This window comes from Allobosea sp. NPDC055332 (assembly GCF_053645455.1).
The window spans coordinates 260978-283871 of the sequence record NZ_JBSHMO010000002.1; the positions used below are offsets into that span (position 1 = coordinate 260978).

General features: G+C 62.9%; 30 protein-coding genes. 18 read left to right on the forward strand and 12 right to left on the reverse strand.

What is annotated here, in order from left to right:
- Window positions 1–37 precede the first annotated feature (37 nt).
- The gene (locus ACWIGM_RS09895) at window positions 38–1717 is read right to left on the reverse strand and encodes a sensor histidine kinase (protein WP_454025771.1); all 1680 of its coding nucleotides are present in this window, start codon (window positions 1715–1717) and stop codon (window positions 38–40) included.
- 250 nt (window positions 1718–1967) lie between these two features.
- On the opposite strand from ACWIGM_RS09895, the gene ACWIGM_RS09900 reads away from it, so the two are divergent.
- From ACWIGM_RS09900 to ACWIGM_RS09915, 4 genes are all read left to right on the forward strand, one after another.
- Window positions 1968–2222 (forward strand): GlsB/YeaQ/YmgE family stress response membrane protein, encoded by a 255-nt coding sequence (locus ACWIGM_RS09900; RefSeq protein ID WP_454025772.1) that lies wholly within the window; start codon window positions 1968–1970, stop codon window positions 2220–2222.
- 23 nt (window positions 2223–2245) lie between these two features.
- Complete coding sequence (locus ACWIGM_RS09905; RefSeq protein ID WP_454025773.1) at window positions 2246–2698, forward strand: YidB family protein; 453 nt, start codon at window positions 2246–2248, stop codon at window positions 2696–2698.
- A 76-nt stretch (window positions 2699–2774) separates the two neighbouring features.
- Window positions 2775–3023 carry a hypothetical protein gene (locus ACWIGM_RS09910; RefSeq protein ID WP_454025774.1) on the forward strand — a complete coding sequence of 83 codons (249 nt, stop codon included), beginning with the start codon at window positions 2775–2777 and terminating at the stop codon, window positions 3021–3023.
- Window positions 3020–3196, forward strand: a complete 177-nt coding sequence (locus tag ACWIGM_RS09915) for a hypothetical protein (RefSeq protein WP_454025775.1) — start codon at window positions 3020–3022, stop codon at window positions 3194–3196. The genes ACWIGM_RS09910 and ACWIGM_RS09915 overlap by 4 nt, the downstream gene beginning before the upstream one ends.
- 127 nt (window positions 3197–3323) lie before the next feature.
- On the opposite strand, the gene ACWIGM_RS09920 is transcribed toward ACWIGM_RS09915, so the two are convergent.
- From ACWIGM_RS09920 to ACWIGM_RS09930, 3 genes are all read right to left on the reverse strand, one after another.
- A complete protein-coding gene (locus ACWIGM_RS09920) occupies window positions 3324–4049 on the reverse strand; it encodes an SOS response-associated peptidase (protein WP_454025776.1) in 726 nt (241 codons plus the stop codon).
- Window positions 4050–4053: 4 nt separating this feature from the next.
- Complete coding sequence (locus ACWIGM_RS09925; protein WP_454025777.1) at window positions 4054–4428, reverse strand: hypothetical protein; 375 nt, start codon at window positions 4426–4428, stop codon at window positions 4054–4056.
- A gap of 354 nt (window positions 4429–4782) precedes the next feature.
- Complete coding sequence (locus tag ACWIGM_RS09930; RefSeq protein WP_454025778.1) at window positions 4783–5004, reverse strand: hypothetical protein; 222 nt, start codon at window positions 5002–5004, stop codon at window positions 4783–4785.
- A 236-nt stretch (window positions 5005–5240) separates the two neighbouring features.
- Here ACWIGM_RS09930 and ACWIGM_RS09935 point away from each other — a divergent pair, with 236 nt between their 5' ends.
- From ACWIGM_RS09935 to ACWIGM_RS09950, 4 genes are all read left to right on the forward strand, one after another.
- Window positions 5241–6293, forward strand: coding sequence for a YihY/virulence factor BrkB family protein (locus tag ACWIGM_RS09935; protein WP_454025779.1), 1053 nt, complete (start codon window positions 5241–5243; stop codon window positions 6291–6293).
- Between the two features lie 122 nt (window positions 6294–6415).
- Window positions 6416–6901 carry a hypothetical protein gene (locus tag ACWIGM_RS09940; protein WP_454025780.1) on the forward strand — a complete coding sequence of 162 codons (486 nt, stop codon included), beginning with the start codon at window positions 6416–6418 and terminating at the stop codon, window positions 6899–6901.
- Window positions 6902–7088: 187 nt separating this feature from the next.
- Window positions 7089–7403: a DUF1236 domain-containing protein gene (locus tag ACWIGM_RS09945; protein ID WP_454025781.1), complete on the forward strand. Its 315-nt coding sequence runs from the start codon at window positions 7089–7091 to the stop codon at window positions 7401–7403.
- 840 nt (window positions 7404–8243) lie between these two features.
- A complete protein-coding gene (locus ACWIGM_RS09950; protein ID WP_454025782.1) occupies window positions 8244–8495 on the forward strand; it encodes a hypothetical protein in 252 nt (83 codons plus the stop codon).
- A gap of 778 nt (window positions 8496–9273) precedes the next feature.
- Here the strand turns inward: ACWIGM_RS09950 and ACWIGM_RS09955 are convergent.
- From ACWIGM_RS09955 to ACWIGM_RS09965, 3 genes are all read right to left on the reverse strand, one after another.
- Window positions 9274–9804 (reverse strand): hypothetical protein, encoded by a 531-nt coding sequence (locus ACWIGM_RS09955; protein ID WP_454025783.1) that lies wholly within the window; start codon window positions 9802–9804, stop codon window positions 9274–9276.
- A gap of 35 nt (window positions 9805–9839) precedes the next feature.
- On the reverse strand, window positions 9840–10139 hold the full coding sequence (locus ACWIGM_RS09960) for a PepSY domain-containing protein (RefSeq protein WP_454025784.1): 300 nt from the start codon (window positions 10137–10139) through the stop codon (window positions 9840–9842).
- Window positions 10140–10281: 142 nt separating this feature from the next.
- Entirely contained in the window at window positions 10282–10680 is a 399-nt protein-coding gene (locus ACWIGM_RS09965; protein WP_454025785.1) for a hypothetical protein, read from the reverse strand.
- Window positions 10681–11014: 334 nt separating this feature from the next.
- Here ACWIGM_RS09965 and ACWIGM_RS09970 point away from each other — a divergent pair, with 334 nt between their 5' ends.
- Window positions 11015–11263 carry a hypothetical protein gene (locus tag ACWIGM_RS09970; RefSeq protein ID WP_454025786.1) on the forward strand — a complete coding sequence of 83 codons (249 nt, stop codon included), beginning with the start codon at window positions 11015–11017 and terminating at the stop codon, window positions 11261–11263.
- Window positions 11264–11480: 217 nt separating this feature from the next.
- Here ACWIGM_RS09970 and ACWIGM_RS09975 read toward each other — a convergent pair whose 3' ends face one another.
- A complete protein-coding gene (locus ACWIGM_RS09975; protein WP_454025787.1) occupies window positions 11481–11753 on the reverse strand; it encodes a DUF982 domain-containing protein in 273 nt (90 codons plus the stop codon).
- A gap of 190 nt (window positions 11754–11943) precedes the next feature.
- On the opposite strand from ACWIGM_RS09975, the gene ACWIGM_RS09980 reads away from it, so the two are divergent.
- Window positions 11944–12153, forward strand: a complete 210-nt coding sequence (locus ACWIGM_RS09980) for a DinB/UmuC family translesion DNA polymerase (RefSeq protein ID WP_454025788.1) — start codon at window positions 11944–11946, stop codon at window positions 12151–12153.
- A gap of 19 nt (window positions 12154–12172) precedes the next feature.
- Here ACWIGM_RS09980 and ACWIGM_RS09985 read toward each other — a convergent pair whose 3' ends face one another.
- The 3 genes from ACWIGM_RS09985 to ACWIGM_RS09995 all read right to left on the reverse strand — a co-directional run bounded on the left by ACWIGM_RS09985 (window position 12173) and on the right by ACWIGM_RS09995 (window position 15238).
- Entirely contained in the window at window positions 12173–12598 is a 426-nt protein-coding gene (locus tag ACWIGM_RS09985) for a Ros/MucR family transcriptional regulator (protein ID WP_454025789.1), read from the reverse strand.
- 754 nt (window positions 12599–13352) lie between these two features.
- Window positions 13353–14414 carry a nucleotidyl transferase AbiEii/AbiGii toxin family protein gene (locus tag ACWIGM_RS09990; protein ID WP_454025790.1) on the reverse strand — a complete coding sequence of 354 codons (1062 nt, stop codon included), beginning with the start codon at window positions 14412–14414 and terminating at the stop codon, window positions 13353–13355.
- Complete coding sequence (locus ACWIGM_RS09995; protein WP_454025791.1) at window positions 14411–15238, reverse strand: DUF6088 family protein; 828 nt, start codon at window positions 15236–15238, stop codon at window positions 14411–14413. The genes ACWIGM_RS09990 and ACWIGM_RS09995 overlap by 4 nt, the downstream gene beginning before the upstream one ends.
- A 73-nt stretch (window positions 15239–15311) precedes the next feature.
- Between ACWIGM_RS09995 and ACWIGM_RS10000 the strand changes: the two genes are divergently transcribed.
- The 4 genes from ACWIGM_RS10000 to ACWIGM_RS10015 all read left to right on the forward strand — a co-directional run bounded on the left by ACWIGM_RS10000 (window position 15312) and on the right by ACWIGM_RS10015 (window position 20735).
- On the forward strand, window positions 15312–15503 hold the full coding sequence (locus ACWIGM_RS10000; RefSeq protein WP_454025792.1) for a hypothetical protein: 192 nt from the start codon (window positions 15312–15314) through the stop codon (window positions 15501–15503).
- A 481-nt stretch (window positions 15504–15984) separates the two neighbouring features.
- A complete protein-coding gene (locus ACWIGM_RS10005) occupies window positions 15985–18057 on the forward strand; it encodes a ParB/RepB/Spo0J family partition protein (protein WP_454025793.1) in 2073 nt (690 codons plus the stop codon).
- Window positions 18058–18850: 793 nt separating this feature from the next.
- The gene (locus ACWIGM_RS10010) at window positions 18851–19165 is read left to right on the forward strand and encodes a DUF736 domain-containing protein (RefSeq protein WP_454025794.1); all 315 of its coding nucleotides are present in this window, start codon (window positions 18851–18853) and stop codon (window positions 19163–19165) included.
- Between the two features lie 379 nt (window positions 19166–19544).
- Entirely contained in the window at window positions 19545–20735 is a 1191-nt protein-coding gene (locus ACWIGM_RS10015; protein WP_454025795.1) for a DUF932 domain-containing protein, read from the forward strand.
- A gap of 236 nt (window positions 20736–20971) precedes the next feature.
- Here ACWIGM_RS10015 and ACWIGM_RS10020 read toward each other — a convergent pair whose 3' ends face one another.
- Window positions 20972–21187 carry a helix-turn-helix domain-containing protein gene (locus tag ACWIGM_RS10020; RefSeq protein ID WP_454025796.1) on the reverse strand — a complete coding sequence of 72 codons (216 nt, stop codon included), beginning with the start codon at window positions 21185–21187 and terminating at the stop codon, window positions 20972–20974.
- 159 nt (window positions 21188–21346) lie between these two features.
- On the opposite strand from ACWIGM_RS10020, the gene ACWIGM_RS10025 reads away from it, so the two are divergent.
- The 4 genes from ACWIGM_RS10025 (at window position 21347) to ACWIGM_RS10040 (ending at window position 22891) form a co-directional block, all read left to right on the forward strand.
- Window positions 21347–21610, forward strand: coding sequence for a DNA -binding domain-containing protein (locus ACWIGM_RS10025; RefSeq protein WP_454025797.1), 264 nt, complete (start codon window positions 21347–21349; stop codon window positions 21608–21610).
- Between the two features lie 107 nt (window positions 21611–21717).
- Window positions 21718–22128, forward strand: a complete 411-nt coding sequence (locus tag ACWIGM_RS10030; protein WP_454025798.1) for a transcriptional regulator domain-containing protein — start codon at window positions 21718–21720, stop codon at window positions 22126–22128.
- Window positions 22025–22474, forward strand: a complete 450-nt coding sequence (locus ACWIGM_RS10035; RefSeq protein ID WP_454026966.1) for a DUF2285 domain-containing protein — start codon at window positions 22025–22027, stop codon at window positions 22472–22474. Before ACWIGM_RS10030 ends, ACWIGM_RS10035 begins: the two co-directional genes overlap by 104 nt.
- A 135-nt stretch (window positions 22475–22609) precedes the next feature.
- Window positions 22610–22891 carry a helix-turn-helix transcriptional regulator gene (locus tag ACWIGM_RS10040; RefSeq protein ID WP_454025799.1) on the forward strand — a complete coding sequence of 94 codons (282 nt, stop codon included), beginning with the start codon at window positions 22610–22612 and terminating at the stop codon, window positions 22889–22891.
- Window positions 22892–22894: the final 3 nt, after the last annotated feature.

A 22894-nucleotide genomic window follows, 5' to 3' on the forward strand; every position in this document is an offset into this window, starting at 1 on the left:
CGGTTCGGATCAGCGCGAGAACAGCCGCAACAACTGCTCAGGATGCGGCTAGCGTGCCAGCCTCGCCGAGGACGGAATTTTCGCCTGCGTTGAACTGAAGCTCGCACCGCACGCCGCTCAGCAGATATTTGATCTCTACCGAAGCTTCGGCATCGGTTCCGAAGGCGCGCCGCACCAGTTTCGAGCCGAAACCTTCGGTGGTCGGCACGGCGACCGGCGGACCGCCCCGCTCCTGCCATTGAAGCGTCACCCGCCCTCGATAGGCAGTCCAGGATACCAGCACGACGCCATGCTCCGTCGACAGTGCCCCGTACTTGGTGGCGTTTGTCGCCAGTTCATGCACGACCATCGATAGCGACAGCGCGATGTTCGGCGCCAGCATATGCGGCTCGCCGGAGATAACCACGCTGTCTTCGCGCGCCAGATGGGGCTTAAGCGCTGTCGTAACGATGGCCCGGATGTCGCCTCCGGCAAATTCTTGGCCCAATAGCACATCATAGGCCCCGGCGAGCGCGATCAGGCGCTCGGCAAAGGACCTTGTGAGTTCCGGGTCTTTTCCTCGAAAGGTCTGATGGGCGACGGCCTGGACAAGCGTCAGGGTGTTTTTCACCCGATGCGCGAGTTCGCGCATGAGAAGGTCGCGCTGCCCCTCGGCGCGCTTGATCTCCAAGGAACGCTGTTCGAGTTCGTCGAGCATCCGATCGAGGGCTTCGCCGACCAGTTCGACGTCGCCATCATTGGCCCGGAAGCCTGTCCGCGCGCTTCCGGTTCCCGCTTGCCAAGCCTTGATGACGTCGACGATGCGGTTGACCGGGCGGCGGATCAAGCCGCCAGCAAGCCAAGCGGCAGCCAGAGCGATCACGCTTCCCAAGGCGATCGACAGGGCCGCGATGAACGTCTGTCTATTCACATCGGCATACGCGTCCGCCTTTGAGATGCCGACGCTGATATAGAGCCCTCCCGGCGGACGAGTCGCCGGGCTGTACGCGATGACCCGCGGGGTGCCGTCCTGGCTCATCACATCCATGACGCCTTCGGCCGGTCCGTTGATCAGATGCTGAAAGCTGTCAGGAATGCGGGTGCCGACGAAGCGCTCCGGCTGCGGGTTGCGGGCGATAATGACGCCGTTGCGATCGGCGATCGTCAGAGCACCGCGTTCTCCTAGACCCCGATCGCGAATGCGGTCATTCAACCAATCCAACCGGATGCCGCTGGTCAGAATGGCAACCGTGCGGCCTTCCTTGTTGCGAAGCGGCAGGGCCAGCGGAAGTACCGCGACGTCCGTCAATCGGCTCTGGGTGTATTCTCCGATGTGGAAGGCGTTCCGGCTGATCGCCTCTTTGAAATACGGCCTATCGGCGAAACTTCGGCCAAGCGGCACGCCTGTCGGCTCGCAAATGAGCGTGCCGGAGAGATCGAGCACAAAGAGGTTTCTGATCCATGGGACTGCGGGAAGCAGCGGCTCCAGGGCGTCTTTGCAGGCTGAAGGATCGGTTGCGGCTTGCTGAACGGCCGGGATGGCAGCCGTCGCCGCCAGCAGGCCTTTAGCGCCTTCGATCAGACGCTCAATCTCCGAGGTCGCCTGGCGGTTTTCTTCAAGCGCTTTTGAGTCAACTTGCTCCTTAATCGCCGCCCGTGAAGTGTATTGGTTGTACGCCAGCAGTACGGTTGCCGGAATCAGCGCTGCTACGGCAACGAAGATGAGACGCTTCTTCATAGTCTCCCCAGGCTCGCTGGCGACTATGTCGAGCCGGTTGCTACGATGCAAGACGACCGCTGGTTGAAATCGAAACTATATCCAAACGGAAAGCTTCATTGTCATTTGACAGCATGGGCCTGATCGCGGGAGTCCGAGCCCGAGTGGACGTCGAGAAGGATAGGTCCTGGCTGGAGCCGGAACTTTCCGAGCATGGCCCGGTTTTGGGAGACGCGCGGCACTTCGCCTCGCGCAAGATCGGGGGCCAGCCATGGGCATAGTCTGGACAATTATCATCGGGTTTGTCGCCGGCGTCATAGCCAAGTTTCTGTCACCCGGTGCGAACGAGCCGGCTGGGTTCATCCTCACAACCATTCTCGGCATCCTGGGAGCCTTTGTAGCCACGTTCCTGGGGCAGGCGCTGGGCTGGTATCGGCCAGGCGAAGGCGCGGGCCTCATTGGCGCCGTGCTCGGGGCCGTGTTGGTCCTGATGTTCTGGTCAATGATGAGCCGTCGCAACGCCTGAATAGCGAACTCGAGGAGACTTCCATGAGCAACGACAGTGGCTTTCCATCCATGACCGCCTTGCTCGGCCTGCTTGCCGTTGCCGGCTATCAAAACCGCGACAAGCTCGCGGAATGGTTTGGGGGCTTGCAGCAGGGAAGGCCCCCGCAGGGCGCCCCGGCTGGCCTGGACGACGCTATGGGCGGCTCGCAATCCGTCACTGCCGGTGGCATCGGCGGCCTGTTAGGAAATGGTATCCAGGAGCTGATCGAACGCTTCAAGCAGGCCGGCCGCGGCGACGCTGCGGACTCCTGGGTTCGAACCGGCCCAAACCAGCAGATCGAGGGGCGCGATTTGGAGCAGGCGATCGGGCCCGATATCATGGATCGCCTTGCTGCTCAGACTGGCCTTAGCAGGGCGGAAATTTTGGAGCGATTGTCGCAGCGGCTTCCTGATGCAGTCGACAAGTACACTCCGGACGGGCGAATTCCGGCGTAGCACTTCCATATCTCGGCTGCGCAGCTGATCGCGCCTTTCTGCATCGGGGCTGCTAGGCGTTTGACCGGAGATGGCGATGCATGATCCGGACGCCTTCAGCTCGACGACCTGCGAGAGGTTGGTGCGCGAGGCGCGAAATTCCGGCCGGCTGGAAGGCTTGCGCGAGGCGCTTGAGGCCTGCGACGTCGAAGAATTGATCGCGGTCTGGATACGCCGACCAAAGGCAGACACTCCAGAAGGGAGGGCTTGGGAAGCCGGCGCACGGCAATCTCACGACTGGAAGTCGGCGGCCATCCTCGCGCTCATCCAGGCAGAAGAAGGATGAGCCTGATCATCCTACCGGCTGACGAGGACACCGGCGACTGGTGCGCAGAGGCTCGACTGCGCATCGAGCCAGATGGGACGATCACCCTAGCTTTTGTTCGCTTATGGCGCGACGATTTCGAACCTGACGATTTCTCAGAGCAAGCCGAACAGCCAAAGTCCTATTGCCAGTGACACGATCCAAAGCGCTGCAATGATAGCCGTGTTTCCATAGCGATAGAGTTCCCGCCGCCAGCGTGGCAGGTTCGCCCGCCGCTCGCGCTCCGCGGCGTTGTCCGGCCGCTCTGTTCCCAGTGGCGCATCAGAAGAGCTCGCCCTGCCGCGGCGGTTCTGGTGGCGGTGGGGGCGCCTCGGGCTCGACGGCGGCGGGGGTCTGTGGATCATCGTCACCGACGCCAGCCTTGTTCATCCGCTTGTTGACGATCCACTCTTGCAGCTCGGGCGGCGCTTTCATCAGGATCTCCTTGCCGGCCGAGCCGTCGAGCCAGGCGTCGAAGTCATCGGGATGTAGCATCGCCGGCATGCGGTTATGGATGCTCTCCATGAAGCGGTCGGCGTCTCGGGTGATGATGCTGGCGCTGATCACCTCTTCGCCACTTTCGTCGCGCCAGCGCTCCCAGATACCGGCGAAGGCGAGGATCGTGCCGTCTTTTGCGCTGATATAGTGGGGTGTCTTGTCTCCGTTGGCTTCGGTAGTCCACTCGTAGAAGCCGCTGGCCGGAATGATACACCGGTTCTTCACGTAGGCCCGCTTGAACAGGTTGTTCGTGTCTACCTTTTCGATGCGGGCGTTGATGTGCGGGATGACGCCCTTGAGCGAACCCTTATGCCAGGGTGGGATCAAGCCCCAGCGAACCTTCCAGATTTCGCGCCCAGCCGGCGTCTTCACGATGATATCAATCAGCGTCGTCGGGCCGATGTTGTAGCGGGCCTGCTGGTTGCGCGCCGGCTCAGCCGGGACAGTCAGCGGCTGGCTGAACTCGTATATCTCGCCCCAAGTGTACGCTTGGCTGAACCTGCCGCACATGCGCTCACTCCTCGCCGATCCGCCATCGCTTGGGCATGGCTGGCTCGTCGGCCGGGAGCATGTCGTCCTTGCCGCCCTCGATCAAGGTCAGGCCGGACATGCTGGGCGGCAGGTCCGGCGGCGAGGTGCGGCCGATGTCCATGAGGTAGGCGCCGCATTTCCGTCCGTATTTCTGCGGCTTGCGCGCCGGGTTGCTCGGGTCCCAGGCGCAGGCCGATCTGAAGACGCCGAGGAGCCATTTCAGCGTTGCATGCTCGCCGTAGAGCCAGGCCAGTCCCGCCAGACGCGCATCCTTGCTGCGGGTGCAGAAGTGGCAGCGGAAGCGCACGACCACCCAGGGAAAGTCGAGCAGTGAGGTGTCTTCGTCCGGAGGTTCCATTGGCGTTGTGCATTAGAGTTGATCTCCCGCTAGCGGCGACGCATCGCGCTCATCGCCGCTTCGCCTCCCGTGCCGCTCCTCGTCCCCTAATCCACTCCCTTCCGGATCGGTCGCGAGTGTCGAAGTCTTCGCCGCTAAGCAGGTCTCGAAAGCGTTCCGCCTGGCCGCGGTCAGAGAAGCAAAAGACGCGGTAGCGGTGGCGGCCATCAGTGACCGTGTGGCCACGCTCGCATAGGGACGATAGCGGGCCGCTCGGCGGAAGATGCCCGAGATGCTGGCCGTCGTCGTCCCTGATCGCGACCTGGTATGGCCAGCCCCGATCGATGCCAGTGGGCGAAAGCTCCCCCTTGCGCCTCATGGCTCGTCCTCGCTGCGAAATGGCCGGGCGCCCTCTGAAAACAGCCCGCGCAGATAGCCACGCGAGCTTGCCCTGTCGCCGTCGCGTGCCAGCTCGGCCAAATCGAGCAGCAGCGCCCGGATCGCGGCGCGCTCACTACCATGCTCGGCGATGATATCGTCGATCTCGCATTCCAGTTCCGTCATTGGCGACGTGTCCGGCGACGGCGCGGCTGACATCGGCTCGCTCTCCAAAATGAGAACGTAATGAGAACGATTGGTCTTCTAGGAGTCAAGCAGATCGGGCGTTGCATCAGCGCCAGGAATGCTCGCGAACCGGAACTTCGGCCCGCAGAACAGCGTTGACTGCAGAGAATTCGGGCTCGTCAACAGGGCAGTTTAAGGTCTTGAAACGTGCGCAGATAGCCAGGGAGCATGGCGGGAGCCGCTGGGCACTTCCTGCAAACATTCGAGCTATGGCGCGGGATCTCGGGTTTATCGGATTGGGCGCGTCACTGGCGCTCCTGTTCACGCCGCTCTCCCACGGCAAGCTCTCCAACCGCGACCAGAAGGCTCAAACAGCTCAACCCGCTGCATCGCGTAGTGGCAAGCAAGCGTCCTCTCCCGACGAAATTCCTCCCGCGGGATGGTACGAAATCGCGAAGCGAACGATTCACGAGGTCAGCCATGACCGCGTTCTGGCGGTCGCAGCCGGCGTCACCTTCTATGGGTTGCTCGCGCTGTTTCCAGCGCTCGCTGCATTCGTAAGCCTCTATGGACTGATTGCAGCGCCCGAAACGGTTGTCGATCATTTAGCGCTGCTCAGCGGCATTGTGCCCGCAGAAGCCTATGATCTCGTTCGCGAACAGGCACTCAAGCTGACTGGTGAAGCTGACCGCAAGCTCGGGTTCTCGCTGGTGATCAGCCTGCTTCTCTCGGTGTGGAGCGCGAATGCCGGCATGAAGGCAGTCTTCGACGCGCTGAACGTCGCCTATGGCGAGGACGAAAAACGCGGCTTCGTCACGCTCAATCTGGCTTCCCTGACGTTCACCGCAGGTGTTCTCCTGTTCGCGCTGGTCAGCGTAGTGGCAGTCGTCGCCGTGCCGGTGATTTTGGATCGGCTGTACCTCGGGGACCTCGCCGAACCACTGATCAGCATTGGCCGTTGGCCGGCTCTCTTGCTGATCCTGACAGTGGGATTGGCGGTTCTCTACCGCTTCGGGCCGAGCCGCGACCAACCGCAATGGCGATGGGTCAGCCCAGGCGCTCTCATGGCGGTCATCGTCTGGCTCGCAGCCTCGATAGGCTTCTCCTGGTACGTGGCCAACTTTGGAAACTACGACAAAACCTATGGCACCGTGGGTGCTGTCATCGGGCTCATGATGTGGATGTGGATATCGGCAACGATCATTCTCGTCGGCGCCGAGCTCAACGCGGAAGCAGAACGCCAGACCTATGAGGACACGACCCGCGGTCCGCCCGCTCCAATTGGAATGCGCGGTGCGGATGTCGCAGATCGGAAGGCGTGACGAGCCCGATAGAATTCAATCTTCCGCGGTTGGTGACCTCGTCCCGAGCTTCGCAGACAGGTCGTGCAGCCGAAATGTCCGCAACGAGTCGAAAACGGCCGCAATACGCATAAGATCCATTGATGCAGAGTTCGACACAGATTGACCGATACCCAGCGCCATGGCGAGTGGCGCTCGCCTTCGTCGTCGCTCCTCTCTTCGGCGCAGTGGTGCTTTCAATCTTGCAGCTCGGCTGGCCTAGCTCCCCATGGAAATTGATTGCGTCCATGTGGCTTCTCAGTCTCGGTGCGTTCCCAGCGGCGGCTTTGCTCGGCCTTCCCGCCTATTTTCTTCTCCGCAATTTGACGGAGCTGAGCCTGTTTAGTTGTGCAGTTGTCGGCGCATTCATCGCAGTCGCGCCTGGGTTCCTCCTGGCACTGCTTCCAATGTCTGAACACTTCCAATTCAGCGTCGGTGAGCGCGCAATTGTGGTTGATGGTCAGCCTACGGCGTGGGGGTGGGCGCTTTGGCGTGCCAATATGGCCAAGACGGCTGTCGCTGGCGCTGCGGGTGGCGTGCTATTTTGGGCCGTGGCGCGCTATCGCTTCACTGACTCGAAGTCCGCTTAAGGTCAGAAGCGTCGTCCCTCGGCGTCGCGTTTGTTCCAAGCTTCGTCGCGCGCAGCGGCGTACGTGAAACCGCAGAGCAGGTCTGATGCTCAGCCACACTTTTTAATTGGACAAAATTGGAACTGATTTTCCCACCTGACGTTTGTTCGCCAGTGCACCAACCACGCGCTCAACCAGGAGGATGATCATGAACCGCACACTTCTCGGCCTCGTCGCCGCGTCCGCTCTCGTCGCCAGCTCTGCCGCCTTCGCGCAGACCACCGTCACGATCGGCCAGCCCGAGCAGACCCGTATCAAGGAGTACGTGGTCAAGGAGAAGATGAGGCCGGTGACGCTCAAGGAGAAGGTCACCGTCGGCGCCACCCTTCCGAGTGATGTCGAGCTTCACACCGCACCCAATGATTGGGGCCCGAGCGTCACCAAATACAGCTACGTCTACACCGACAACCATGTCGTGCTGGTAGAGCCGTCGAGCCGGCGGGTCGTCCACATCATCCAGTGATGTTCTGCAGCTCCCTATTCGGGGGCGGTCCGAACCTCGCCAGCTCTCGCTGGCGGGGTTCGCTCAATTCCCGGAGTCGAACGATATGCGGACGTTTGCGACGATCGCCGCCCTCGCGACGGTGATGGGGGGCTACATCGCCGCCCTGCGGTGGGCGACACGTTCGTCCGCCTCGGTACGTGGCACGCGAATGGAGGCCCAAGGGCCTCCTGAATCGGACGAAGCTGGCTCGCTCCGGCGGGAGTAGATGGCGGCGAGTTGCGGCCGGAGTAGTTGGATGCCGGATGGCCATGGTCGGGAGCAACAGCGAGAAGAGCCGTCGGGCATCCTAGTCTGGGTAGGGGGAGTGCTGATTGCCATGATCCTAGCGTTGGAATGGCGCGCGTAAGATGTCAGCGCTGTTCATGTGCGCCGCGGTAATAATCGCGATACTCGGCGTTGTCGGCTGCGCAGGAAGAGGTGACGAATAATCGGGAGGCCATACAAATGTCTCTGCGCGCAAAATGCTTCGTCGACAGCTGGATCACCAAAAACGTCAGACGGGGAACGGGGGACGCTCATGCGTTAGCGGTTCGTCTTTTGCTTGAAGCGAACGCCCTGGGGATTCCGCCAAACGAAATCATAGCCGAGGGCTTCAACCCAAAAGCTGAGATCGAGTGGGTGCTACACGGATCTCACTTCCCTGCGAAGACAGGCCAAGCTCATTAGCCCCGCTAAGATGGCGATCCGCAAGCGGGTGCAAAAGATCGCGCCGAAAGGTGCAAAAGACGCGCCGGGCTAAACTCGGAACGCTGCGGCCGCCCGCCAGTTGAGCCTCCATCAGTCGCGTAGGAGGTTGCGATGCGTACCCAGCCGAAACACGCCAGGCTAAGCGAAAAGATCGTCAGTAGACCAGCTTACGACCCCGAAGTACTTTATCGGGAGCTATGCCAGGACGAAGACGGCAAGCGCTATACGGTTATCGTCTTCCGACCGTTCGCCGATTTGAACGTGACCCGATATGAGCTTGAAGACGGCACGCCGGTGCGCTTCATCGACGACTGTCTGTTCGAGATCGAACCGACGGGCATGCAGCTGACCCGGTGCCCATGATGCCAGCGCTCGTGATTTGGGGCCTCATTATTGGAGCGATCCTCGGCGTCATAGGCGTCGCCTCGTTTCGATAGGACCTGCCATGAAAAAGCACCATGCGGACGCTTCTTCCCATTCGTTGCTCCGCACGGGCCATACCGGGGAGCAGCTCGGCAGCCCGTTCCGCGGTAAGTGAAAGACCCCGCCAGCAATGCCGGCGGGGTCCTCTGGGCCTCCAGCCCTTTGCCCTACCGCTAGCGGCGGGCACTATCGTGAAATCCGAGGTCTAAACGTCAAATCCGTCGTGCGGTTCCGCCGTAAATCAGCGCGGTGAACTTTGGTATCGCTCGACAGTGCGTCGGGCCAAATCCTCTTCATCTTCCGCTACGGCCACCAAGCTCGAGACAATGTACGCAAGGCGCATTCGCTCCTGCTCTTCGAAGCCAACCGGCACCATTGGTCTAATTTCATCCCAGGCCACTTCCAGAGCAGTGGTGGCGCGGGCGATGTCCTCCGGGTCCAACGATCGAAATGGCATGTCCCTTCCCCATGCAACGCCATTGAACGGCGCAAATTTAGGAAGCCGCGGGCTGTGCGCAATAGGGCAATAAAATGCCCCGCCGGCAAATGCCGACGGGGCATGAATTCTGCCTCTCGCCCGCCCGTGCTGGAAGCAACTGGATAAGCGAGAGGCACGGCGCTGGGTTTGGGGGCGCCAGCCCGAAACTACCACGCAATTGTTAGAGAGAAAGCCCCGCCGATGCGAACCGGCGGGGCAAAAATAGCTCTGGAGCGTGGCTCAGATCAGCGGACGATAAGGTTCCCCCCGCTCATCGAAACGGGTCCAGCCTTCGTCGCGATACTCGGTCAGCCGCGTGTCCCGATCGATCGGCGTCGCACCATCCATGATTGCTTCGGCCGCTGGCGCCTGGTCTTCTGAAGCCTTGACCGACACGACCGTGCCGCCCCGCCGGACCGTCTCGGCATAGTAGTTGGCGCTCTCCTCGTCCTCGCCCGCGCCAGTGAAGGCGCCGATAAGCCCTCCAGTCACGCCACCCGCCGCGGCGCCCGCGGCGGTGGATGCTAGCCAGCCTGCCGCCACAACCGGACCAATGCCGGGGATCGCGAGCAACCCCAATCCGGCCAGGAGGCCCGCCGCGCCGCCAAGCGCGGCGCCGATGCCAGCGCCCTCGCCAGCATTGCTGTTGTCGGTGCTCTCATGCCGGCCGATCAGGCTGATGTTCGCCGCGGGAAAACCGGCAGATTGAAGGTCTTCGACGACTCGCCGCCCGGTATCGTAGTCGTCATAGGATCGAGTGACTGTACGCATGGGAATGTTCCTCCGCTGGATCGCAAAACTGAAAGTCAGTTTCGAGTGATGTTGCCGCGATAGTCGACCGAGACGGTCACTTGGGCGCCGGAGTGCGTCGCAGTCCCCTTCCAGACGCCATTGTCGTCTTTCTTGAGCTCGCCGACATTCGTGTAGCCGTTCGCTTCGAGGCGGCTTTTGGCCTGGCCTTCGGTAAAGCTATTGGCGCCCGGCAGCGGCGCATTTGCATCGGCCGGCGCGTTTGGTGCGGGCGTCGGAGACGTTGTCGAGGTCTGGGCAACTGCCGCGCCGGAAATCAGCGCGCAGAAGACCGACGCGAGAATCGCGTTTCGCATTGGAATCCCCTTTTTGTCAGCAGGTTATGCCAGTGCAAAGGAAACGGTCGTAAGGCAGAGTGGTTCCCACTGACTCAAGAGCGTTCGGTAGGAAGCTGCCGAGAAAAACCCGACCTGGACCCTGCGTGATTAAGCTTGGCGACTACTGCCAGCGCGTCGCATCGTCGTGCTTTTCATCCCAAACTTTGATATCAGCAATGAGCCGATGAAGCTCTTCTGCCTGCGGCGTGCCTTCGGCATAGTTGGCGAGTTCCGCCACGCGCTGGGTCGCTCGCTCATATTCTTCCAGCGATGTGATCGGATTGGTCATGCCCGTCGTCACTGGTGAATCCTGCTTCAGGCGGTAGGCATTGACGGCGTCGATCAAGCCGATCCGCTCCGCTTCCTCGTCAGACCCTTCAGGCGCCACGGCAAGTTCAGCGATGCGTGCTTCTGCAGCCAGAACATCATCAGCGTTCTGAATTGGCCGACCGCCAAAGCCAATATTGGGTTCATTCGATATAAATGCCTCGTATGGATTGCGTTGCCTCTCGCAACCCATTGGCCGAGCCAGTGTTCCCCTAGCTCTTCGCGTCGAGCTCGGAACCTTCGGGTGGTTTCGGCATTGAGCCGGAAAGCTCAATGACTCGCCAGCACGGAGGATGAGATGAGCAATAAGTCAGGTCATGACGATACCGTCGGCCAGCCACGCCGGGCTTCAGACAGTCGGCCTCGACCGGGTTCCGGAACGCCCACAGAAAAACCGGCGCCGGGGGCGCCGGCGAGCTCCGATCAACGGGCCGACCAAAAGCCATCGGCCTCACCAAGTCCGCTCGATCCGGGTCGGCCAATCAAAGGCGAATAAGAGGAGCCGGGACAGTTGCGTGGAGGTTGCGATGAGTACCCAGCCGAAAACATCAGACCTGATCGACGCAATGACGGTTGCCTTACCCTCTCGCCGGGAACTTTATCGCGAGCTCTGCCAGGACGACGAGGGCAACCGCTACACGGTCGTCGTCTATCGGCGGTTCGCCCACTTGAGCCTCACAGACTACGCCCTTGAAGACGGTACGCCGGTGCGTTTCATCGACGACTGCCTGTTCGAGATTGAGCCGACCGGCAAGCCGTTGACGCGGTGCCCATGATGCCGGCGCTCGTGATTTGGGGCCTTCTTATTGGAGCGATCCTTGGCGCCATCGGCGTCGCCTCGTTTCGATAGGACGCTGCCAGTCGCAAGACGCAACAATAACCCCGCCGGCGCTAACCAGACGGGGTTTGAATTTTGCCTCTCGCCGCCGTGAGCTTCGGGGGCGGTCATGGCAGCGAGAGGCGTGGCGCGAGGGACCAACCAGCGCCACGCGATCAACGCGTTTCGACGAGCGGTGTTCCGATGGTTGCCAAAATCAGACGATTGGCTGCCGCCGCCGCCTTCTCGAACGCGATCCGAGCCTCATTCGTCGTCTTCTTGCCGCCAATCACTTCGGCGCAAGTTCGGAATGCCTCTTCCCATTCCGCGCTGCGCTCAGGCCAATCCACCAACAGCTCGATAGCCTTCTCCGCTGATGTAACCGCACAGGAACTGCCGGCGCGATCGGTCTCGACATAGACGGCCGGGTTGAACCAGTGACGTCCCATGACACGTCCTCCGCTATGGCCTGGCGACTCAACGCCGATTGCCGATAGACGTTCCGGCTCAGGAGATTTGCCGTGACCTATCCGCCCGCCGACCCCGAAAGCCTACACCTGCCTCGCCGGCCACGAGCTCTCGACCTGGTCGGAAGAGTGGAAGCACGAGTGCGAGATCGCCTGTCTCGCCAGGCTGAAGGTGAAATACGCCGACTTCCAGGTCGTGACGCGGAGCCGAACCGTCTCGGAGCCCTTCGCTGGTCCAGAGGAGGTCGAAAGGTTCGCCGAAGCGCTTCTCAATCCGCTGTCCCCGGTTGCGAAGGGCATCCGATTGATCGGCGTGAACGTCTCGACGCTCAAGGAGGCAGCCGCGAGCCCGGTACCTGATCGGCAGCTCTCGCTGCTATAGCGAGACCGGCTTAGACGCCTCAGGCCGCCCTGCCGCGCGGCTTCCGCCGCTGCTGACCGAGGCCCATTTTCTTGGCTAGGCTGGAACGCGCTTCGGCATAGGCCGGCGCCACCATCGGATAGTCGGCCGGAAGCCCCCACCGTGCGCGGTATTCTTCAGGCGACATGTTGTAGGCGGTTCGCAGGTGCCGCTTCAGTGACTTGAACTTCTTGCCGTCCTCGAGACAGATAAGGTGCTCTGCCGTGATCGACTTCTTGATCGATACCGCGGGCGTCGGCTTTTCGTCGACTACCGGCGCGGCGGCCTCCGAGCCCAGCCCCGTGATCGCTGCGTGGGTCATCGCAATAAGGTTGGGCAGGTCAGCGGCAGGCACGCTGTTATTCAAGACGTAGGCCGAAACAATATCGGCAACTAGGCCGACCAGAGCGTTGTTGTTCTCTGCCATTGTGCTCTCCTGCAATGCTGGGGGAGCGCCCTCAGCAATTGGAACGAGCCGCCTACTATCTTCGACGAAGAAAAAATTGACTCGTTATTGTCGACGACAACATAGTCTCGACAACCCTCTCCTACCAGCCAGGTATCCACAGTTTCCAAATCAGCTCATGAGATCTCGCTGCTTCCATCTCGCGCATTTGCGCGCCCATCCGCGTGCTAATGGCTCCAATCATCGAGAAAGCACGTCCAAGCGGGCGCCCGAGATTTCTCAGATCTCTGCGGGCAAAGCCGAGAGTTGCGGTGATTTCATACCGCCTTCGCTGGGCAAGATGTGCGCAACTACGAGCGATGTGAGTGCACAATGCCTTCGCGCGGAACGCTGGTAGGCGTCCGCACCAAGGTTTCGGAACGCTTCCCTTTCGCACGGGTCGCGGTTGCGGTCGCATCTTCCGGGGTAGGTCCCGGGATGGATGCCCCCAGGACGAGTAAGAGCGAGGATCGGAGATCCATGACGCATAGAGTCTCGAGAGGGAGGCCTCCGGAGCCCGTCGTGGAGTTTGGTCTCATGACCATGCAGGTTCCCGACGCCCCCCGCCGCGTCGAAGACGGCGAGCAAGTACATCGTGCTGTACTTAATCCAATCCGTCCCAATTGTCGGTCAGCAGATCGGCGCGGTCGCGCGCGTCCGCCGCCGGACGAATCTCAGCATCAAGAACGCAAAAATACATCGGCCAACCGCCTGCGTGTCGCACATCCGGTTTCAATCATGCGGCTACGCCTTCGTTGAGCGTGCGCTCAAGTGTCGCGACACTCGCCATGACCTCGTCGAAAGGCGGCGGCTCGCCGAAGATCATCCCGGTCATGGCGCGATAGTCCGCACGCAGCTGGTCGATCATCGCGTCGTGCGGGGCGAGCGCGAAGCTGCCCGGCACGGCGCTGGCCAGATCGAAATCGGACCGGTCGAAGAACATGCGTGCATGGGCGACGCAATCCGCTCCGAGATCGGGATCCTGCAACGCGGCAGCACCGACTGCGGAGGGCACGAGCCGGTACAGATCGTAATAGTGCCTCGATACCCGCTGGCCTCCGCCTTTCAGTTCACCACGCCGGTCGAACCACCGGCGTAGCCCGTGCAGAATTACCACCTTGTCCCAGAAGGTGCGTTCGGGGTCGACCGTGCGGACGGCCGGCACGATCAGATCGAGCGCCGGCAAATCGTCGTCGACATAGGGTCTGATCGGGACGGTGCTATGGGGATCCAGCGCTGACTTCGCCCCAGACTCGATCTTGATCGCCGCGCGAACATAGTGCGAACGCGGCGTCGTCGCCGGATACCAGATCAACAACGTCTGGCCGTCCGGATCGCCCTCATCAGGTTCAACGCGTGCAACTTTGGCGTCGAGCCCCGCGGCAGAGAGGCGCTCCGCCAGGATCGCGGTGAGGATCTCTCGCATCGAACCATTGATGTAGGCCCGGCACGCGTCGCGGATGCCGTCGAGTCTCGCCCGTCGCCTTTTGCCGCTTAGTCCCTGCAGTTCGTCGATCGACGCCGCCGCACCGATATCGTCGCGGAAAACCGTGACGTCGATGTCTTCGGAGAAGCGGCTGATCAGCCCGAACCCTTTCGATAGCGATGTGCCGCCCTTGAAGAGCAGGCGTGGGCCGGTCTCTGGCAGCCCGTGAAAGAGCGCGTCGAGGGTCCAGCAAACCCAGAAGTCCTTCTCGACGTTTTGCGAGGTGGTGCCCAACCGCGCAGCCGTGGTCTCGAAGGCGCCGCGCATGGCGTCGGCACCGGCGGCGAGCACCGTGTCGTAGGCCGCGTTCATGCGCGCCAGCTTCGCTTCGTTCCCGAAGACCGGGACGTGGGCCGCGAGGGGGCGCCGCGCTTGGCGCCTGGCCGGGTGTCGTCGCCCTGCCCTCGCGCAACGCCTGGCGGCGTGCGGCGACGCGGGGTGCGCGACCGGACCTGGTCGGCGTCAGCGTCATCGATGGCAGGCGGCGCCGGTGTTCCATCCGCGATCAGGGGCTTGAGGAAAACCTGCATCCAGGTCGGAAGGGCTGCCAGGCCATCGGACAGATCGCCTTTGAGCGAGGGGCCCATGGCGGGATCGTCGAGCAGCTTGCGAAGGGCGCGGCGAACCCGGTCGGCCTCGCCGTCGCGTCCGAGCAGGTCGCGCAGCCAGTGCAGTGCCTGAACGACGCGCATGCCGGGACGGCCGGCCCAGTAGAGCTTGCTCGCAGCCGTTGGGCGGAAGGCGATAGTGGCGTTGCCGAGACTGAGCGAACGCCGGCGCGCGTCGGTGTGAACGACGATCTTCGCCGGGACCGCGTCGGTCAGCCCAAGGTCGTTCGCGGCCGTCATGCCATCGACCAGCATGCGCGCTTGGTCGCGGCGGCCGAGCGCGTCGATGACGGAACGGGGGTCCGGAGGGTTCGGCTTCTGCGTCAGCGGGTTGAGCCAAGGTTGATCATAAAGGCCGCGATCAATCCGGCGCAGCTGCTCCGCCGTGGTCAAACGCTGCAGCGTTTTGTCGACTGCGTCCCGCGAGCCGAGATCGACGAAGTCGCCCGGCGTCCAGACCTTGCGCAGCCCACCCGCCCGGATGCGATACAAGACGGTGTTCTTCAAATCAGAAGTCGAAGCACTCATGTCCGAAACTTGTAGCCTTTTTTCGGACAGCAGGCAAACGGGACCGTCCGAAGAATGTACACAGATTTCGGACATGGACGACAGGGACGGCCCGATCGAACGCTGGTGGGAGCTCAAGGAGCGCGCGGTGGTCCTTGCCGAATTGAAGGCTCTCGGCATCACGCTCATCACGACACCCAACTACAGCGTACTGACCAGAAGCGCGTCTTTCGCGCGTGCTCGAATGCTGTGCATCGGCCCAGGGCAAGGTTCTGAGTGTGCATAGCGTACGCGCCGCTACCCCTGTCTTCGACTTGATCGAAGAATGCTTGCCGCGCGGTCGAGGCGCCGTCGTCCTGCACCGGTTCACCGGCACCCCGGCCGAAGCGAGACGCGCCCCAACTCGCTTCCCCTCATCGCAACATGGCCTGTCAAGCTGACGCCGCTTGTCATGTGTTGATGATGCCGCCATTGCACTTCGCAAATTACACTGGATCGACCCGACAATGTCGCCTTCTCGCTAAGGGCTCCGCCCTCGCGCGGGCAAGGGTGAAGCGCCGGCAAGCCGGCGCCGTCCGGGGCGATCTCCCCGACCTTCCGCGCGGATACGTCTTTCAGCACTTCCGCAAAACCAGAAAACCCGCTTGTGCAGGCCGGGTGATCCCCCTCCGCCCCGGCCGCCCTTGCCCTTGCTACCCCGGTCTCGCCGACGGGCAGGGTTGCAGCGCAGCGCTGCGCTTCAACCCAAGCCCATGAGGAGCAAGATCATGACGACCGCTGCAATCGAAACCACCGCTACGCCCGCCGCCGCGAGCGGCACCGAGGTTTTCATCCCCCTCGACAAGCTCAAGAGGCATCCCAAGAACGCCCGGAAGACCCCGCACAGCAAGGCGTCTATCGAGGCGAAGGCGGCGAGCATCCACGCCAAGGGCATTCTGCAAAATCTTGTGGTGGAGCCCGAGCTTGACGCGGAAAGCCAGCCGACCGGCTTCTATCTCGTCAGCATCGGCGAAGGCCGCAGGCTCGCCCAGTTGCTGCGTGTGAAGCGCAAGCAGATCAAAAAGACCGAGCCGATCCGCTGCGTCATCGACACGCGGAACGACCCGGGCGAAATCAGCTTGGACGAAAACGTCACCCGCGAAGACCTTCACCCCGCCGATCAGTTCGAGCGCTTCCGCGAGCTTGCGGAAAATCGTGGATGGGGCGCGGAGGAAATCGCCGCCCGCTTCGGCGTGACGGCGCATGTCGTGCGGCAGCGAATGCGCCTTGGCACTGTCAGCCCCAAGCTGATGCAGGCCTATCGCGACGGCGGGCTGACCCTCGACCAGTTGATGGCCTTCGCCATCGTGGAGGATCACGCCCGGCAAGAGCAAGTCTACGAGAACCTCTCCTACAACGGTGATCCATCCAGCATCCGCCGCGACCTGACCCGGTCGCATGTCGCGGCATCGGATCGGCGCGCGATCTTCGTCGGCCCGGAAGCCTATACCGAGGCGGGCGGCATGATCCTGCGCGACCTGTTCACCGAAGATCGCGGCGGCTTTTATGAAACTGTCGCTTTGCTGGACCGGCTGGTGATCGAGAAGCTGGACGGGATCGCCGCCGAGGTTCAGGCGGAAGGCTGGAAATGGGCGAGCGCTCAGATCGACTATCCCCACTCCCACGGCCTTCGCCGGAATTATCCGCAGCCCGTGGAGCTTTCGGCGGAGGATCAGGCGGCGCGCGAAGCCGCGCAGGCGGAATATGATGCGCTGACCGCGCGGTACGACAGCGTAGACGAACTGCCCGATGACGCGGATGCGCGCTTCGGAGAGTTGGAAGCCGAGATCGAACGCATCGACGCCCTGCGTCACGCCTATCATCCCGACGACATCGCGCGCGGCGGCGTGTTTGTGATGCTGAACCATGACGGAACGGCGCGGATCGAACGCGGCTTCATCCGAGCCGAGGACGAGGTGCCGGAGCCGGAAGCGGAGACGGAGGCCAATGCAGACAGCGAAGGATTCAGGGTGACCGAGGATGGTGAGATCGTCGAAGACGGCGGCGCGGACCGGGTTCCGGCCGTGGAAACGGAGGAGGATGACGCCGATGACAGCAAGCCGCTGTCCGACCTTCTGATCCGCGACCTGACCGCTCACCGCACGCTTGGCCTTCGCCTCGCCCTTGGCGAGCAGCCCGACATGGCGCTGATCGCCGTCACCCATGCCTTGGCCGCGCAGACCTTCTATCGCGGTCTCGACGCGTCCTGCCTCGAAATCCGCCCGACGAGCGCCCAGCTTGCCGGCCATGCGGATGGCATCGAGGATACGTCGGCGGCCAAGGCGCTCGCGGATCGTCACGCCGGCTGGGCGACGGACATGCCGCGCGAGGTGGCAGACCTGTGGGGCTTCGTCGCCTCGCTCGACCATGCCAGCGTCATGGCGCTATTCGCCCATTGCGCCTCGCTGACCGTCAAAGCGGTGAAGCAGCCTTGGGAGAGAAAGCCCCGCGTGCTGGAGACAGCCGACAAGCTGGCGACGGCGGTTGTCCTCGACATGACGGCGCACTGGGCGCCAACGGTGCGGACCTATCTCGGTCGCATCACCAAGGCGCATATCCTCGCCGCCGTGCGCGAGGCTGTCAGCGATGAAGCCGCCGACCGGCTCTCGGGCATGAAGAAGCAGGCGATGGCGGAAGCCGCCGAGCAATTGCTCGCCGGAACCGACTGGCTTCCCGCCCTGATGCAGACGCCGGAACCCGCAGGGCTGGCAGCCGAGCTATCGGAGACGCGGGAGACCGTCGTGGCGCAGGATGCCCCGAAGGTGGACGGCGGCGACGGCTATTCCGTCGCCGCCGAGTGAGGATCGAGCCGGGGCTGCTGACGCGGCCCCGGCTTTCCCGTCTGTGACAGCGGAAAATTTTGGCCGCGCGCCTGATCGCGCGCGGCCGGACGCCCTCGACCATCCGACTGGAAAACAGGGGGCGGCCATCTCGCATGATTCCCCTTGGCCGCCGTGCTCGGGCGCGTTCGGCCTCAATGGGACAGTTCTGAATCATGGGGCCGGCATCGCCATCATCGGCCTCGACCTACCTGCCAGTGCAGAGCAGAGCATCGGAGGTGGGATCATCAGCACGATGGAGCGGGTCGCGCAGCACCGGGCGGGCGGTATCCTTCAGCATCTGTCGAGGCACCATGAAGACAGGGCCGTCAGAGACGTGCTCGCTTTTGCCTGTAGGACAGCAGTGGCCGTCACCACCCTGTGAGGGTCAGGGTCCTTGCCCTAGCCATTCGATTCAACTGCCGCGGGGTTTGGCGCAGAGGCCGACTGCCGCCATGGTCATGTTCCCGATCATTTCTCTGCAGGCCGCCCCCACGGCGTCCTCGAATGGATTGGGTCTGACCGAAGACCGGCTTCGCCTCGATCGTCTTCCCGCAACGTCCGTCGCCGACTTTTTTCCGCCGCCTGCGGCTTTGCATCGCGAGGCAAAAAAGCCGTCACCGGCCGTCTTCCACTGACGTTCCAGCCCTAAGCCCACCCCATCGCGCAAGCGCGACGGGGACCCCGAGCGGGTGCTGGGCCGATCGTCCCCGGTCGAACGACCACCATCGAGGTCGCGATGGGCGTGACCCGATCAGAAAAAAGGAACACGACCATGGCAACCATCGGCTCCTTCACCAAGACCGACAGCGGCTACACCGGCGCGGTCAAGACCCTGACCCTCAACGTCAAGACCGTGAAGTTCGTCCCCACCGAGGGCGACAGCGAGCGCGGCCCCGACTTCCGCATCTTCGCCGGCGCCACGGAGTTCGGGGCAGCCTGGAAGAAGATCGCCCGCGAAACGCAGCGCGAATACCTCTCCGTCAAGTTGGACGATCCCAGCTTCCCCGCCCCGATCTACGCCAGCCTGGTCGAGGCCGAGGATGGCGAAGGCCAGAACCTCATCTGGTCCCGCCGCAACGGTGACTGAGTTCGGACACCCAAAAAGCCCCGCTCAACCGAGCGGGGCTTCGTCATGCTCATGGCCGCCACCGCCTTTCAGGAGATACGGCGATCAGGATGGGCGGATGTCAGGTTCTGCGGCTTTGCCCATCCTGATCAGATCCTTTTGCCCGGCATCCTCTCCGCTCTTGCCGGGCAGGTTTGCTAGGGGCGCCGCCCCCGCGCGGGCAAGGGATCGCTGACGCTCGTCCGGGACGGTCTCCCCAGCCTTCCGCGGCTTCACCTTGTGCAGGCCGGGTGATCCCCCTCCATCCCGGCAGCCCTTGCCCTTGCTACCCCGGTCTCGCCGACGGGCAGGGTTGCAGCGCAGCGCTGCGCTTCAACCCAAGCCTATAGGAGAAAGACCCATGACCACCCTGCCCCTGAACCCGCAGCCTGCTTCCGCCGGCTTCCACGTGGACGTTTCGCGCGGCGAGCGGATCGGGCGCGTTTCGTCGGAATGGTTTTCCCGCCCCGATGACGAACGTTACCTATCCCTGACCGAGCTTCATGACGCCGTGCGCAGCCGCGCCGAGCGCGCCCATGCCCGCACCGTGGAAAGCCGCGCCTTGCGGGTTGAAGCGAGCCGAGGCGATGCGGAGCGCTTGTCGCTGATCATGCCGGGTCGCGACGAGCCGATGTCCCCGACACATTGGAGCTTCGGGCAATTGTGCAGCCTTGTCAGCGCGCCCGCATCCTATATGCGCCAGCTTCCCGCGCCGCTCGCCGGGATCAACCTGCAGCATGGCTTGCTGTCGCACCGGGCCGAATTGGTGAAGACGCTCGAGAGGGAGGACGGCCGCGTCGAGCTCAGTGCTGTGACCGGCCCGGACTATGGCCGCATCTGGGATCACGAGCTTGTCGCCGCCGTGATGAAGATCGCAGGCGACGGCGTCGGCGACACGCGGTGGAAGGTGCCGGGCGTGCTGGACTGGGCGACCATGATGCACAATCCGTTTGTGGATGTGACGAAGGAAACCACCACGCTCTACGCCAGCGACCGCGACGTGTTCCTGTTCCTGGTCGACGATACCCATCCCATCGAGGCGGGACGCCTGCCGAACGGCGAGCCCGACCTGTATTTCCGGGGCTTCTATGCGTGGAACTCCGAAGTCGGATCGAAAACGCTCGGCATCGCCTCCTTCTATCTTCGCGCTGTCTGCCAGAACCGCAATCTGTGGGGCGTGGAAGGCTTCGAGGAAATCAGTATCCGGCACAGCAAATTCGCCGCGCAGCGCTTCGCCCATGAGGCCGCGCCCGCGTTGACCAGATTCGCCAATTCCTCTCCTGCGCCCTTCGTCGCCGGCATCAAGGCGGCGCGGGAGAAGATCGTCGCCCGCACGCACGAGGATCGCGAGAGCTTCCTGCGCAAGCGCGGTTTCTCCAAACCGGAGACGACGAAGATCATCGAGACCGTGCTCAACGAGGAAGGCCGCAAGCCGGAAAGCATCTTTGATTTCGCGCAGGGTATCACGGCGCTGGCCCGCACCAAGACCAATCAGGACGCCCGGCTTGATCTCGAAGGCAAGGCCAAGAAGCTGATGGAGCGCGCTGCCTGAATTCTGCGGAGCCGTGCAGCCATAAATTCGGTTGCACGGCTTTCCAGCTTTGAAGGTCTTCGTGTCATGCAATTTTCCGCCGATCCGGTAAGCGGATCGGCGGGCGCGACCGTGCAGGATCACGGTCGCCGCTCGCCGTGCTGCGCCCGGCTCGCGAATGCAACGGGTATCAGGTTTCAGACTCCAACCACACATCCATACGCCTAGGGCCCAGCCCGAGTAAGGTAGGTTGCCGATTATTGGCGTGGACGTTCGATCAACGCAGCAGCCTCCACGCCGAGCGCTTCTGCAATCCGCCCGAGAATGGTGACACTCGCCGATTTGTTCGCCCGCTCAATCGCGCCGATATATCGCGCGCTAAGGCCAGCCCGATCAGCCAACTCTTCCTGCGTCATTTTCTTATCATGGCGCAAACGACGCAGATTGACCGCCATGACCTCCTTGAGGTCCATGCCGGCACGAGAACCCGCGTCAGAACGATCGTTCCAGGAACGATCGTTCCTATTCGGGCTGATGCGTGATATTCTATCGGAGTTTTACCAGCTCGGTACCAGTAGCCGTTCACACTTCGCCCGACGGCAGATATAGATTTTCCCGCTTGGGGATGAGGAATGAAAAAGCCAGGGTTACTGGATCAGCCGCCGGAGAGCGCGCAGCTCACTGACTATGACCGCGCGCACATGAAAGAATACATGCGCGTGCTTGACGCAGCGGCCGAGGGCGCCGATTGGCGCGAGGCCGTCAACGTCATTTTCGGGATCAGTCCGGATGCGGAGCCCGAACGAGCGCGACGTATCCACGACAGCCATCTCACCCGCGCACGCTGGATGACCGAGCATGGCTATCGCGAGCTCCTCCGCGGGAGCCGCCACTAGCGCGCGGCGATGCGCCGGCGGCATCGCCTGGCGCGTCCGTCTGATCTTCCCATAAAGTTGAATCTTCGCAACGTTGCCGCCCCCACGTTGCGGCAACGAGGAATACGATGAAGCCCGACACGTCGCGTTGGCGGTCCTCGGCGAGCTACGACTACCTGGATAAGCTCGACGCTCCCGATCTCGCCTGGGAATGGCTCAGGCGCAACACCAACTACCAGCAGGATTATGCACAGGCTGACCGTCCTTCCCTGAAACGCGAGCTGCGCCGGAAGTGGGGATTGCAGTTTTTTTGTCCCGCCGTCGCTGAATGCTCGAGAGAGTCCGGTGTTCTGGTCCCCCGAGGCCGACACCAGCACCGTGCTCCTCGCACCGATACCCATCGTTCTGCCGGCGGCCGACAATCTCTTTTCCCTGCTGGACATGCGGACCGCACGCGCGGACGACGACGGCATGCATGCCCTGTTCGCGGTGGACGACGCCACGGTTCGGCTTCTCCAACTCGCCGGAGCGCGGCCTGACCGTCCCCTTGCGGCACTTGTGCCACTCGACGGCAACGGCTTCGACAGGATGGCGGCCATCGATCGCCTTCTGCGCGCGCTGCTGGGCATGGCAGTCCCCCGCGACGGACGATTGACGTCGCAGCAAAAGCGCCGCCAGCGTCACATGCTCCAGGCGACCGATGGGCGCCTCAATGGCGCAACCTATCGCGAGATCGCCGGCGTCATTTTCGGCGTCGACCGCGTTGCCTCCGAACCCTGGAAAACCTCTGCGCTTCGCGACGCCACGACCGCCCTGGTCCGGTACGGACTCGCGATGATCGCGGGCGGCTATCGCACACTCCTGCGTCATCGCCGCCGAAGCTGACAGCGGCGCTGCATAGGGGTGAGAATTTAGCTCCCCCAAATTCCCCCTCCCTCCACGCGATTGATCTTCGCCACCGTGATCGCCGTCCGCCGCTGCTGACCAGCGGCCGCAACGGAACACCACGGAGGCCGATCCATGCGACCTGATCTAGCCCAACTCCCGCCGCGCTTCCTGCGCACCAAGGAAGCGGCCGAGTTCCTCAGCCTTTCGGCCCGCACCCTCGAGAAGCATCGCACCTACGGAACCGGGCCGGCCTATCGCAAGCTCGGCGGCCGCGTCGTCTACGCCATCGACGACCTCGATGCCTGGACGAAGCGAGGGGCGGTCACCTCGACCTCCGACCCGCGCGGCTCTGTCCTGCCCGCCAAGCGTCACGGCTCCGTGCCGAGCGCGCCCGCAAGTCAATCCCGCCGCTGACCG

Coding starts and splice junctions, on each gene's coding strand:
- ACWIGM_RS09895 (WP_454025771.1), bottom strand. CDS start 1,717: ATGAAGAAGCGTCTCATCTTCGTTGCCGTAGCAGCGCTGATTCCGGCA.
- ACWIGM_RS09900 (WP_454025772.1), top strand. CDS start 1,968: ATGGGCATAGTCTGGACAATTATCATCGGGTTTGTCGCCGGCGTCATA.
- ACWIGM_RS09905 (WP_454025773.1), top strand. CDS start 2,246: ATGAGCAACGACAGTGGCTTTCCATCCATGACCGCCTTGCTCGGCCTG.
- ACWIGM_RS09910 (WP_454025774.1), top strand. CDS start 2,775: ATGCATGATCCGGACGCCTTCAGCTCGACGACCTGCGAGAGGTTGGTG.
- ACWIGM_RS09915 (WP_454025775.1), top strand. CDS start 3,020: ATGAGCCTGATCATCCTACCGGCTGACGAGGACACCGGCGACTGGTGC.
- ACWIGM_RS09920 (WP_454025776.1), bottom strand. CDS start 4,049: ATGTGCGGCAGGTTCAGCCAAGCGTACACTTGGGGCGAGATATACGAG.
- ACWIGM_RS09925 (WP_454025777.1), bottom strand. CDS start 4,428: ATGGAACCTCCGGACGAAGACACCTCACTGCTCGACTTTCCCTGGGTG.
- ACWIGM_RS09930 (WP_454025778.1), bottom strand. CDS start 5,004: ATGTCAGCCGCGCCGTCGCCGGACACGTCGCCAATGACGGAACTGGAA.
- ACWIGM_RS09935 (WP_454025779.1), top strand. CDS start 5,241: ATGGCGCGGGATCTCGGGTTTATCGGATTGGGCGCGTCACTGGCGCTC.
- ACWIGM_RS09940 (WP_454025780.1), top strand. CDS start 6,416: ATGCAGAGTTCGACACAGATTGACCGATACCCAGCGCCATGGCGAGTG.
- ACWIGM_RS09945 (WP_454025781.1), top strand. CDS start 7,089: ATGAACCGCACACTTCTCGGCCTCGTCGCCGCGTCCGCTCTCGTCGCC.
- ACWIGM_RS09950 (WP_454025782.1), top strand. CDS start 8,244: ATGCGTACCCAGCCGAAACACGCCAGGCTAAGCGAAAAGATCGTCAGT.
- ACWIGM_RS09955 (WP_454025783.1), bottom strand. CDS start 9,804: ATGCGTACAGTCACTCGATCCTATGACGACTACGATACCGGGCGGCGA.
- ACWIGM_RS09960 (WP_454025784.1), bottom strand. CDS start 10,139: ATGCGAAACGCGATTCTCGCGTCGGTCTTCTGCGCGCTGATTTCCGGC.
- ACWIGM_RS09965 (WP_454025785.1), bottom strand. CDS start 10,680: ATGGGTTGCGAGAGGCAACGCAATCCATACGAGGCATTTATATCGAAT.
- ACWIGM_RS09970 (WP_454025786.1), top strand. CDS start 11,015: ATGAGTACCCAGCCGAAAACATCAGACCTGATCGACGCAATGACGGTT.
- ACWIGM_RS09975 (WP_454025787.1), bottom strand. CDS start 11,753: ATGGGACGTCACTGGTTCAACCCGGCCGTCTATGTCGAGACCGATCGC.
- ACWIGM_RS09985 (WP_454025789.1), bottom strand. CDS start 12,598: ATGGCAGAGAACAACAACGCTCTGGTCGGCCTAGTTGCCGATATTGTT.
- ACWIGM_RS09990 (WP_454025790.1), bottom strand. CDS start 14,414: ATGAACGCGGCCTACGACACGGTGCTCGCCGCCGGTGCCGACGCCATG.
- ACWIGM_RS09995 (WP_454025791.1), bottom strand. CDS start 15,238: ATGAGTGCTTCGACTTCTGATTTGAAGAACACCGTCTTGTATCGCATC.
- ACWIGM_RS10000 (WP_454025792.1), top strand. CDS start 15,312: ATGGACGACAGGGACGGCCCGATCGAACGCTGGTGGGAGCTCAAGGAG.
- ACWIGM_RS10005 (WP_454025793.1), top strand. CDS start 15,985: ATGACGACCGCTGCAATCGAAACCACCGCTACGCCCGCCGCCGCGAGC.
- ACWIGM_RS10010 (WP_454025794.1), top strand. CDS start 18,851: ATGGCAACCATCGGCTCCTTCACCAAGACCGACAGCGGCTACACCGGC.
- ACWIGM_RS10015 (WP_454025795.1), top strand. CDS start 19,545: ATGACCACCCTGCCCCTGAACCCGCAGCCTGCTTCCGCCGGCTTCCAC.
- ACWIGM_RS10020 (WP_454025796.1), bottom strand. CDS start 21,187: ATGGACCTCAAGGAGGTCATGGCGGTCAATCTGCGTCGTTTGCGCCAT.
- ACWIGM_RS10025 (WP_454025797.1), top strand. CDS start 21,347: ATGAAAAAGCCAGGGTTACTGGATCAGCCGCCGGAGAGCGCGCAGCTC.
- ACWIGM_RS10030 (WP_454025798.1), top strand. CDS start 21,718: ATGAAGCCCGACACGTCGCGTTGGCGGTCCTCGGCGAGCTACGACTAC.
- ACWIGM_RS10040 (WP_454025799.1), top strand. CDS start 22,610: ATGCGACCTGATCTAGCCCAACTCCCGCCGCGCTTCCTGCGCACCAAG.